This is a genomic window from Pseudomonas sp. LBUM1658, assembly GCF_059716055.1.
Window position 1 is genome coordinate 6,768,401 of sequence record NZ_CP166798.1, and the last position, 11,138, is coordinate 6,779,538.

12 protein-coding genes are annotated in these 11,138 nt (G+C 56.1%); all 12 read right to left on the reverse strand.

What is annotated here, in order from left to right; all coding sequences use genetic code 11:
• Positions 1–46 precede the first annotated feature (46 nt).
• The 12 genes from atpE to rpmH all read right to left on the reverse strand — a co-directional run bounded on the left by atpE (position 47) and on the right by rpmH (position 10,574).
• On the reverse strand, positions 47–304 hold the full coding sequence (gene atpE, locus ACA064_RS31305; protein WP_002555987.1) for a F0F1 ATP synthase subunit C: 258 nt from the start codon (positions 302–304) through the stop codon (positions 47–49).
• Positions 305–437: 133 nt separating this feature from the next.
• Positions 438–1,307, reverse strand: coding sequence for a F0F1 ATP synthase subunit A (gene atpB, locus ACA064_RS31310; RefSeq protein ID WP_150642179.1), 870 nt, complete (start codon positions 1,305–1,307; stop codon positions 438–440).
• 16 nt (positions 1,308–1,323) lie between these two features.
• Positions 1,324–1,731, reverse strand: a complete 408-nt coding sequence (locus ACA064_RS31315; RefSeq protein WP_497671541.1) for a F0F1 ATP synthase subunit I — start codon at positions 1,729–1,731, stop codon at positions 1,324–1,326.
• A 147-nt stretch (positions 1,732–1,878) separates the two neighbouring features.
• The gene (locus ACA064_RS31320; protein WP_497671542.1) at positions 1,879–2,751 is read right to left on the reverse strand and encodes a ParB/RepB/Spo0J family partition protein; all 873 of its coding nucleotides are present in this window, start codon (positions 2,749–2,751) and stop codon (positions 1,879–1,881) included.
• Positions 2,752–2,760: 9 nt separating this feature from the next.
• Positions 2,761–3,558, reverse strand: a complete 798-nt coding sequence (locus ACA064_RS31325; protein ID WP_150642182.1) for a ParA family protein — start codon at positions 3,556–3,558, stop codon at positions 2,761–2,763.
• 18 nt (positions 3,559–3,576) lie between these two features.
• A complete protein-coding gene (gene rsmG, locus ACA064_RS31330) occupies positions 3,577–4,221 on the reverse strand; it encodes a 16S rRNA (guanine(527)-N(7))-methyltransferase RsmG (RefSeq protein ID WP_497671543.1) in 645 nt (214 codons plus the stop codon).
• Positions 4,218–6,110 (reverse strand): tRNA uridine-5-carboxymethylaminomethyl(34) synthesis enzyme MnmG, encoded by a 1,893-nt coding sequence (gene mnmG, locus ACA064_RS31335; protein ID WP_497671544.1) that lies wholly within the window; start codon positions 6,108–6,110, stop codon positions 4,218–4,220. Before mnmG ends, rsmG begins: the two co-directional genes overlap by 4 nt.
• Before the next feature lie 541 nt (positions 6,111–6,651).
• Positions 6,652–8,022, reverse strand: coding sequence for a tRNA uridine-5-carboxymethylaminomethyl(34) synthesis GTPase MnmE (gene mnmE / locus ACA064_RS31340; RefSeq protein ID WP_497671545.1), 1,371 nt, complete (start codon positions 8,020–8,022; stop codon positions 6,652–6,654).
• Between the two features lie 79 nt (positions 8,023–8,101).
• Entirely contained in the window at positions 8,102–9,781 is a 1,680-nt protein-coding gene (gene yidC / locus ACA064_RS31345; protein ID WP_497671546.1) for a membrane protein insertase YidC, read from the reverse strand.
• Positions 9,782–9,783: 2 nt separating this feature from the next.
• Positions 9,784–10,029 (reverse strand): membrane protein insertion efficiency factor YidD, encoded by a 246-nt coding sequence (yidD, locus tag ACA064_RS31350; protein ID WP_074872215.1) that lies wholly within the window; start codon positions 10,027–10,029, stop codon positions 9,784–9,786.
• Positions 10,022–10,423: a ribonuclease P protein component gene (gene rnpA / locus ACA064_RS31355; protein ID WP_042704971.1), complete on the reverse strand. Its 402-nt coding sequence runs from the start codon at positions 10,421–10,423 to the stop codon at positions 10,022–10,024. The genes yidD and rnpA overlap by 8 nt, the downstream gene beginning before the upstream one ends.
• A 16-nt stretch (positions 10,424–10,439) precedes the next feature.
• Complete coding sequence (gene rpmH / locus ACA064_RS31360; RefSeq protein WP_003213577.1) at positions 10,440–10,574, reverse strand: 50S ribosomal protein L34; 135 nt, start codon at positions 10,572–10,574, stop codon at positions 10,440–10,442.
• Between the last annotated feature and the right edge of the window lie 564 nt (positions 10,575–11,138).

The following is an 11,138-nucleotide window of genomic DNA, read 5'->3' on the forward strand; positions in this document are numbered from 1 at the left end:
GCTCGTTCGTTGTCTATCACCCTAATCAACTCGAAAATTCGAGTGATTAGCCAGCGAGTTGACCAACGAAGGGGTTCGCGAAGGTGAAGAACAGAGCGATACCAACGCCGATCATGGTTACGGCGTCGAGCAGACCGGCAACGATGAACATTTTAACTTGCAGCATTGGAACCATCTCTGGCTGACGCGCTGCGCCTTCCAGGAACTTGCCGCCCAACAGGCCGAAACCAATTGCGGTACCCAGTGCGCCCAGGCCGATCAACAGTGCAACAGCGATAGCGGTTAGACCAACTACAGTTTCCATCTTTCCTCCCGACTTTTACGTCGTATGGTTTAGGTTTTTTAATTTTTAAAGCGGTAAAACAAATCGTTTCATAGCCCTGTTCGGGCACCCTCTCGTTTGACCGAGAGGGACATCAGACCAGTCGAGACTGGTCTTAATGGTTCTCTTCGTGCGCCATCGACAGGTAGACGATGGTCAGCATCATGAAGATAAACGCCTGCAGGGTGATGATCAGGATGTGGAACACAGCCCACGCCCACTGCAGAACTATGCCCAGGCCGCTAAGCCAGAGCAGACCGCTGCCGAACATCACGGCGATCAGAATGAAGACCAGTTCACCGGCATACATGTTGCCGAACAGACGCAGTGCCAGGGAGATTGGCTTGGCAACCAGCGTCACGAACTCCAGCAGGAAGTTCACCGGAATCAGCAGGGCCTGAACGAAAACGTTCTTGCTGCCGAACGGGTGCAGGGTCAGTTCGCCGATGAAGCCGCCGATGCCCTTGACCTTGATGCTGTAGAAAATGATCAACGCGAACACCGACAGGGACATACCCAGGGTGGCGTTCGGGTCAGTGGTAGGAACGGCACGGAAGACCAGATGCGGGTCGCCGGTAATGATGGCAGCCAGCTTGGGAATCCAGTCGACCGGTACCAGGTCGACGGCGTTCATCATGAAGACCCAGACAAAAATCGTCAGTGCCAATGGCGCGATCAACGGGTTGCGGCCATGAAAGGTATCTTTCACGCTGCTGTCGACGAACTCGATCAGAACTTCGACGAAGTTCTGCAAGGCGCCAGGTTGACCGGAGGTCGCCTTTTTCGCGGCCAGGCGGAAAATCAGAATGAAAATCAGACCCAACGCAACAGACCAGCCGAGGGTATCGACGTGGAATGCCCAGAAGCCCATTTCTTTGGCCTCTGCTGCGGTGTGGGCAAAGCCCCAGCCACCGGTAGGTAGCTGCCCGAAAGTCAGGTTCTGCAAGTGGTGCTGGATATAGCCCGAAGCGGTTTCTGCTGCCATGGTTGCCTCAAACGCCCTAAGGTCTCGAAAGTCTTGTTTTCATAAGCAGGGGTGCGAACCAGCTGACCAGTTGGGTCAGCACGAAGACGCCAAATACAGCTAGCGGCGCCAGTGGCTTCACACCTGCAAACGTCAGTGCAAACAGCACCGCCGTCAAAATCAGTTTGCCCGCCTCGCCGGCATAAAATGACCGGACGATGGCTTGAGCTGCCCGGGCGCCGGAAAACCGAAATGCCCGATGAGCGAAATATGCGTTGGGCAGCAAGGCTATCAGGCCTCCGCAGAGACCCGAGTATCCGGCTACGACTCCATGCCAGTACCAGAGCGCCAAAGCGGCCAGTACCAAAACGACAAATTGAGCCAGTAGCACCGGAAATACGGCCAGACGATGGAAGGGCAAGCGGTTTGGCATGCGACTCTCCATCGATATTGCTCCCCAAGAATCGGCTGCCAGAACGCTATAAATTGGCATAATTTGTGCCGACAAAATGCGCGCAGAGTATAGGGGCGGTTCCGCCCCTATTCAACTGCCAGGTAGTGTTTTTTGACTGCTGCTACATATGGAATTGTTTCAGCGGATGTGTGCGAGAACGCCCTGCAATTCATCCAGGGAGTTATAACCAATGACCAACTGCCCTTTGCCCTTCTTCCCGTGGCGGATCTGCACCGCAGAGCCCAGGCGCTCGGCCAGACGCTGTTCGAGACGGGCGATATCCGGGTCGGGTTTGGTGGGTTCGGCGGGCTCATGTTTGCCACTCAACCACTGGCGAACCAGGGCTTCAGTCTGGCGCACAGTCAAACCTCGTGCGACAACGTGTCGCGCCCCTTCGACTTGTTGATTTTCCGGTAAACCGAGCAATGCACGTGCGTGACCCATTTCCAGGTCACCGTGAGACAGCATGGTTTTGATGACTTCAGGCAATGCAATCAGGCGCAGCAAGTTGGCCACGGTCACCCGGGATTTACCTACTGCTTCGGCAACTTGCTGCTGAGTCAGCTGGAATTCCTGCTGCAAGCGCTGCAGGGCCACCGCTTCCTCGATCGGATTGAGGTCTTCGCGCTGAATGTTCTCGATCAGCGCCATGGCGATGGCGGTCTCATCCGGCACATCGCGAACCATTGCCGGGATGGTTTCCTGGCCAGCCTGCTGGCTGGCACGCCAGCGGCGCTCACCAGCAATGATCTCAAAGCGACCAGCGCCGATCGGACGAACCACTATGGGTTGCATCACTCCTTGGGCCCTGATCGACTGAGCGAGCTCTTCCAGCGCCTGTGGGTCCATGTCCCGACGCGGCTGGTACTTGCCGCGTTGAATCAGGTCCAGCGGCAGATGCTGCAGCTCACGCTGATCGGCCTGCACCGCCTGCTCTTCCAGCGAGCTGACAGTCGGACCGCTCAGCAGTGCATCCAGTCCACGTCCGAGACCTCGTTTCTTGACGGCCATGGGGATTCCTTAAGTTGCCGGAGCAGCGGCGATGCGTGAGTTACGACGTTGACGACGAACCAGCTCGCCCGCCAGGGCCAGGTAGGCGATCGCGCCACGGGATTGTTTGTCATACACCAGCGCTGGCATTCCATAACTCGGTGCTTCGGCCAACCGGATGTTGCGCGGAATCACAGTGTCGTAGAGCTGCTCACCGAAGTGTTCCTTGAGCTGCGCCGAAACGTCGTTCATCAGACTCAGCCGCGGGTCGTACATGGTCCGCAGCAGACCTTCGACTTTCAGGTTCGGGTTCAGCAGTTCAGCGATTCGCTTGATGTTGTCCACAAGGTCGCTCAAGCCTTCGAGTGCGAAGTACTCGCACTGCATGGGGATAATCACCCCATCGGCAGCGACCAGCGCGTTGAGCGTAAGCATCGACAGCGACGGTGGACAATCGATCAAAATGTAATCGTAGTTTTCACGAATCGGCGCCAGGGCGCTGCGCAGGCGGCTTTCTTTCATCTGCATTTCCAGCAGAACGACTTCTGCCGCCGTCAGATCGCGGTTAGCCGGCAGCAGCTGATAACCGCCATGCTCGGAAAAATGCATGGCCTGGGCCAGATCGCATTCGCCGATCAGCAGGTCATAGACCGAATTTTCCAGGTTGTGTTTATCCACACCGCTACCCATGGTGGCGTTGCCTTGTGGATCGAGATCGATCAACAGCACTCGACGCTTGGTAGCGACCAGCGATGCTGCGAGGTTGATACAGGTGGTGGTCTTGCCCACACCACCCTTTTGGTTCGCTATCGCGAATACCTTAGCCATTCTTGCTTGTATTCCCAATCATGCCGTGCGGCGCAGTATCAGCAGATGGCGTTGGCCTTGGCAACCGGGTACGGCCAGGGCGTGTGCGCTATCGAGGTGGAAGTCTGCCGGCAATGCTACCAGTTCATCCGCCGGATGCAGTCCTTTCATTGCCAGCCAACGCGTATCGAGGTCGCCCAGATGACGCGTCCAGTTGGAGAAATCTTCCAGACTGCTGAACGCTCGGGAGACGATCCCGGTGAAGGGTAGCTCAGGATGGAAGGTTTCAACCCGACTGTGGATAACTTGCAGGTTATCCAGCTTGAGTTCGAGTTTGACCTGGGTCAGAAAGCGGGTTTTCTTGCCGTTGCTGTCCAGAACTGTCACTTGCGAGTCGGGAAACAGGATCGCCAATGGAATCCCCGGCATGCCTCCACCGCTGCCGACATCCAGCCAGCGGCCGTTCTCGATGAAGGACATGACACTCAGGCTGTCGAGCAAATGCCGCGAAACCATTTCGTCCGGGTCGCGCACCGCCGTGAGGTTGTACGCCTTGTTCCATTTGATCAACAGGGCCAGATAAGCCAGCAACTGAGCGTGCTGGCTTTCTGTCAGGGTGACACCGAGCTGGCGCGCACCTGTGGATAACTCTTCGGCATGTTGCGAGGTGACCAACGAACTCAAGCGCTTTGCTCCAACTGACGGCCCGCGCCGCGTTTTTTCAAATGAATCATCAACAGGGAAATCGCCGCCGGGGTGACACCGGGGATCCTCGAGGCCTGACCCAAGGTTTCAGGCCGAGTTATCCCCAACTTGCTCTGAATCTCTTTCGAGAGACCGGAAATATTCGTGTAATCAATATCCACAGGCAATTTGGTGTCTTCACTGGCCCGCAGACGAGCGATCTCGTCCTGCTGACGATCAATGTAACCGGCATATTTGGTCTTGATTTCAACCTGCTCTGCAACCAGTGGATCAATCGCGCCGTCACCGGTAATCGCGATCAGCCCGGCGTAGTCGATTTCCGGACGCGTCAGCAGGTTCAGCAGGTTGTATTCGTGAGTCAGCGGCGTGCCGAACTTTTCGGCAATCGCATCACCCTGCTCGGTGCCCGGGCGAACCCAGGTACTTTTCAGCCGTTGTTCTTCCAGCTCGATGCTTTCGCGTTTGGTGCAGAAAGCCTCCCAACGCGCGTCATCCACCAGACCCAGCTCGCGACCTTTTTCCGTCAGACGCAGGTCGGCGTTGTCTTCGCGCAGGATCAGCCGGTACTCGGCGCGAGAAGTAAACATTCGGTACGGTTCTTGAGTTCCCAAGGTGATCAGGTCGTCGACCAACACCCCGATGTACGCCTCATCCCGACGCGGACACCAGCTGTCTTTGCCTTGCGCACGCAGTGCGGCGTTGGTTCCGGCCAGCAAACCCTGGGCGCCGGCTTCTTCGTAACCGGTGGTGCCGTTGATTTGTCCGGCAAAGAACAAACCGCCGATCACTTTGGTTTCCAGGCTGTACTTCAGATCCCGCGGATCGAAGTAATCGTATTCGATGGCGTAGCCGGGACGCACGATATGCGCGTTTTCCATCCCGCGAATCGACTGCACGATCTGGATCTGCACGTCGAACGGCAGAGAAGTGGAAATCCCGTTCGGGTACAGCTCGTGGGTCGTCAGACCTTCCGGTTCGATGAAGACCTGATGGCTTTCCTTGTCGGCAAAGCGATGGATCTTGTCTTCGATCGAAGGGCAGTAACGCGGGCCGATACCTTCGATAACCCCGGAATACATCGGCGAACGATCGAGGTTCGCGGCAATGATTTCGTGGGTTCGGGCATTGGTATGGGTAATCCAGCAGCTGACCTGCGCGGGATGCTGCTCCTTGGAACCGAGGAACGACATCACTGGAATCGGCGTATCGCCCGGTTGCTCGGTCATCACCGAGAAATCCACGGAACGGCCGTCGATTCGCGGCGGGGTCCCGGTTTTCAGGCGCCCGACCCGCAAAGGCATTTCGCGCAGACGTTGTGCCAGGGCAATCGACGGTGGATCACCCGCGCGGCCACCGGAATAGTTCTGCATTCCGATGTGGATAAGTCCACCGAGGAAGGTCCCGGTGGTCAATACCACCGAGTCGGCAAGTATGCGCAGCCCCATCTGGGTCACAACGCCGCGGACTTGATCCTGTTCAACGATCAGGTCATCGCAGGCTTGCTGAAATATCCACAGGTTGGGCTGGTTCTCGATAATTTCGCGAACGGCGGCCTTGTATAGAACCCGGTCGGCCTGAGCACGTGTTGCACGCACGGCTGGGCCTTTGCGGCTGTTCAGCACGCGAAACTGAATACCACCTTTGTCGGTAGCCATGGCCATTGCGCCGCCAAGGGCGTCGATTTCCTTGACCAGGTGGCTTTTGCCAATGCCGCCAATCGCGGGATTGCAGCTCATTTGCCCGAGGGTTTCCACGTTATGCGTGAGCAGCAGGGTTTTCACCCCCATGCGTGCTGACGCTAGTGCTGCCTCGGTACCGGCATGACCGCCGCCGATGACGATCACTTCAAAACGGGAAGGGAAATCCACCACGCACCTCGTGCCTGCTTCTGAATGGGTAAAAAGGGATGGGTTATTGGGCTAGGCGGCAAGTATAGGGACTTCGCCTCTCCTAAAGAACCCTTTGCACAAAATTTAACCAGCTGTGGATGAATCACGAATAATAGAAATTAAAAGAGAGAAAAGTATTAAATCTTTGTTTTTATGTTTATTTCTACTGAGGCACTTTTCTGTGGATAGATCTCTGTACACCTTTAAATTCAACGTGTACAGAGGTTTGAAAGTCTGTGGTCATGTGGGTATGAGGCCCTTGGATAACCGGTTTAAGCCTGTGGGTAAAAGAGGTGCTTATCCACAGGTGGGGTTTTCCTCAGTTTTGAGGCCCTGTTATCAACCGGGCCTAAGGGCAGTTATTCACAGGGCTTAATCCACAGAAAATTCCTTGGCGAGGCAAATCCCGGACACGAAAAAGCCACCGAGGCAGATAAATTCCGCCCGGCAATTCAGAAAAGGATCAGGAAAGGAGGAGAACAGACGGGCGCCAATGGCCCGTCTGTGGACAACGAAGGGGTTATTTACCGATGCAGAAGTTGGAAAAGATCCGTCCGAGCAGGTCATCGGAGCTGAATGCACCGGTAATCTCGCCCAAAGACTGTTGCGCCTGACGCAAATCCTCGGCCAGCAGCTCACCAGCGCCGGCAAGGGTCAATTGCGCCCGACCGTGCTCGAGTGAAGCACTGGCATGGCGTAGCGCTTCCAGGTGGCGTCGGCGAGCGCTGAAGCTGCTTTCAGAGGTCTGCTCGTACCCCATGCAGGCTTTGAGATGGTCTCGCAGCAACTCCAGGCCTTCGCCAGCGGATCTGGCGCTGAGGCTGATCGTCACGTGGCCATCCGCACTGACTTCCAGGGCAATTGCCTCGCCGGTAAGGTCAGCCTTGTTGCGGATCAAGGTCACTTTGGCCGGATCCGGCCGCTGCTCGAGGAATTCCGGCCACAGGGCAAAGGGATCCAGGGCTTCAGGGGCCGTGGCATCGACCACCAGCAAAACCCGATCAGCCTCGCCAATGGCCTTGAGCGCTCGCTCGACGCCAATCTTTTCGACCTGGTCATCGGTATCGCGCAAGCCTGCGGTGTCGACCACATGCAACGGCATGCCGTCGATGTGGATATGTTCACGGAGGATATCCCGGGTAGTCCCGGCAATTTCCGTGACGATTGCCGCCTCGCGACCCGCCAGCGCATTGAGCAGGCTGGATTTGCCGGCATTCGGCCGACCTGCGATCACCACCGTCATGCCGTCACGCAGCAATGCCCCCTGCCCGGCTTCACGCAGCACGGTGGATAACTCGCCACGCACGTTATCGAGCATCTTCAGGACATGCCCGTCCGCCAGGAAGTCGATTTCTTCCTCCGGAAAGTCGATCGCCGCCTCAACGTAGATCCGCAGGCTGATGAGTTGCTCGGTCAGGTTATGCACACGCTGGGAAAAAGCCCCTTGCAACGAGCGCAACGCATTGCGCGCGGCTTGTGCCGAACTGGCTTCAATCAGGTCGGCAATGGCTTCGGCCTGAGCCAGGTCGAGCTTATCGTTGAGGAACGCTCGCTCGCTGAATTCCCCCGGGCGCGCCTGTCGACAGCCCAATTGCAGGCAGCGCTGCAGCAGCATGTCGAGCACGATCGGCCCACCGTGGCCCTGAAGTTCGAGCACGTCTTCGCCGGTAAATGAGTTCGGCCCCGGAAAATACAGGGCGATCCCCTCATCGAGGACCTCATCGTGCTCACTGAAAAATGGACCGTAATGGGCGTAGCGCGGTTTCAGTTCACGGCCGCTAATGGCTTTCGCTGCAATGCTTGCGAGCGGCCCGGAGATACGGACGATGCCCACGCCGCCGCGACCTTGAGCGGTAGCAACGGCAGCGATGGTTTCACGAGGGACATTCATAAACCAATATCCAGACAAAAGTGACAGATAGCAAAACGCCCCACTAGGGGGCGTTTTGAGTGGTTATCCACAGAGTAGATCAGGCCGTTGCTTTCGCCGCCGCTTCAATCTTACGCGTGATGTACCACTGTTGTGCGATCGACAGGCAGTTGTTGACCACCCAGTACAGCACCAGACCTGCCGGGAACCACAGGAAGAAGAAGGTGAAGATGATTGGCATCATTTTCATTACCTTCGCCTGCATCGGATCCGGAGGAGTCGGGTTCAGCTGCTGCTGGATGAACATGGTTGCACCCATGATGATCGGCAGAATGAAGAACGGATCCTTGATCGACAGGTCAGTAATCCACAGCATGAACGGTGCCTGACGCATTTCCACGCTTTCCAGGAGAACCCAGTACAGCGAAAGGAAAACCGGCATTTGCACAAGAATCGGCAAGCATCCACCCAGCGGGTTGATCTTCTCTTTCTTGTACAACTCCATCATCGACTGCGACATTTTCTGCCGGTCATCGCCGTGTTGCTCTTTCAGGGCGGCCAGTTTTGGCGCCACTGCGCGCATACGGGCCATGGATTTGTAACTGGCTGCCGACAGCGGGAAGAAGATCCCTTTGATCAACATGGTCAGGAAGATGATCGACCAGCCCCAGTTACCCACCAGCGCGTGGATATGTTGCAGCAGCCAGAAGATCGGCTGGGCAATGAACCACAGAATGCCGTAGTCGACGGTCAGTTCCAGACCTGGGGACAACTCTTTGAGTATGTCCTGGCTTTTAGGACCGGCGTAAAGCGTAGCGGTGGTTTCAGCCTTGGCACCTGGCGCAACGGTCAACGCCGGGCCGGTGTAACCGATGATGTAATTGCCTTTGCTGTCTTTACGGGTCTGGACGATGTTGTTTTCGCCCTTCGCCGGAATCCACGCAGTTACAAAGTAGTGTTGCAACCAGGCAACCCAGCCACCCTGAACAGTTTCTTTCAGTGCGGCCTTGTCCATGTCACCCATCGACACTTTCTTGTACGGCTCGTTACTTGTCCACAGGGCGGCGCCTAGGTAAGTCGCGGTGCCGGTGGCAGTGCTGGAAGAAGGATCGGAACTGGCGTCACGTTTCAATTGCGCGAACATTGCACCGGACCAGGGCTGAGCGCTCTGGTTGTCGATAATGTAGGAAACGCCGACATCGTAATTACCGCGTTGCAAGGTGAAACGCTTGATGTAGTTGACGCCGTCCTTGCTGAACTTCAGGTCCACGACCAATTGGTCCTGACCGTCAGCCAGTTGATAAGTCTTCTTCTCGGACGAGAACACCGGGCGACCCGTTGGACTGGCATCCGGGCCATTGGTGCCGATCAGACCGCTTTGCGCCAGATAGGTCCGTTCATTGCCGTTGTCGAACAGCTGGAATGGAATTTCCGGGTGGTCCTGACGACGAGGATAAAGCGGCAGCTTCAGCTGGGCGATATCACCACCTTGTGGATCGACACCCAGATCGAGCACATCCGTTTTGATCTGGATGAGATCTTTGCTTACGGCGACCGGTGCTTCGGCGGGTGCGCTGGTATCGCTTGCCGCGCGAGGAATGTCGTCACTGACGGAAGCGCTATTACCAGTCGCCTTTTCCGGTAGGCCCGGAGCGGTAGAGCTGGCGGCAACATTCTGAGTCGGCAGGGCAGCCTGGCCATAGTCCTGGTTCCATTTAAGGACCATAACGTAGGTCACGATTGCCAGGGCGACGATCAGGATCGTGCGTTTAATATCCATGATTACTCGGCCATCGAAGAAGAACGGGAGGTAGGGATAGATGGAACCGGGTCATAACCACCGGGATTCCACGGATGACAGCGACCTAAACGACGAAAGGCCAGCCAGCCACCGCGCAGAAGGCCATGATTTTCTATGGCTTCATACGCGTAGCAGGAACAACTGGGGTAGAAACGACAGTGACTGGCCATCAGAGGACTAATGGCATAGCGATAAAACTGGATCGGAACGAGTGCCAGTTTACGCATCGGGACTGTCTACCCCTACAGTTTCGGTTTTGACTTCCGGTACCGGCTTGCTGCGTGCCAGACGCTTCCAGAGTTTGCCGAAATGCTGAATCAATTCGGGGTTTTCTACGTCACCCAAACCTTTGCGCGCGACGATAACTATGTCCCAGCCGACCAGAGAATCCTGGTGCAGGCGAAACGATTCGCGCATCAGACGTTTGAGGCGATTGCGCTCAACGGAGAGCTTTACGCTCTTTTTCCCGATCACTAACCCCAAACGGGGGTGATCAAGATCGTTGTTTCGCGCAAGGAGCAGGAGATTTTTCCCCGGAACCTTGCCGGTGGGGGAGTCAAAGACTGCCTTGAAATGCCGGGGAGTCAGCAAACGCTTTTCCCGACTGAAGTCCTGACTCACCACCAGTACCGGATTATCAAACTGCCAGACGCGCACGACCTTTGGCGCGGCGACGCGACAGGACTGCGCGGCCGTTTTTGGTTGCCATGCGAGCACGGAAGCCGTGAGTACGGGCGCGTTTGATGGTGCTTGGTTGGAAAGTACGTTTCATGTCGTGTTACCTGGTTCGTCCACAACGGGCCGGAATGGCCCCCGTTTTAAGAGACCGGCGATTCTAGAGAAAGCAGGCCTCTAGGTCAATTTCCAACCAGCTTTTCCTTGAATTAGATCTCTGAGGGGTTCGCCGTCTGACAAGGGATCGCTAGATATAGAAATAAAGAAGGGAATTATTTAAAGCTTTTCTGTAATGCTTATAAAAGCTAGGGGCGGCCTCTTCTGTGGATAAGTGCCTTAAGGCCTTCTAGTCCGCCCTGTACAGAGAATGACAACCATGGTGGAAAACGGTGGTCAGGCTGTGCTGCGCTGTCGGATAAGCTGTGTGTGGAATGGCGTGTTATCCACAGGCAGGTTATCCACCGAGTTTACCCCCCACTTGTGCAACGAGCTTAGGTGGGCTTATCCACAGAGCTTATCCACATACCATTGGTCGTGTTTTTTTCAGTTAAGGCATTGATTCTTCGTGTTCTCTGATCAACCTACATGTGGATAAGTGGACGCTCGGTCGCTACAATGGCGGCTGTTTTTGCCTCACCGGCTTTCAACTTAGGGGATATCC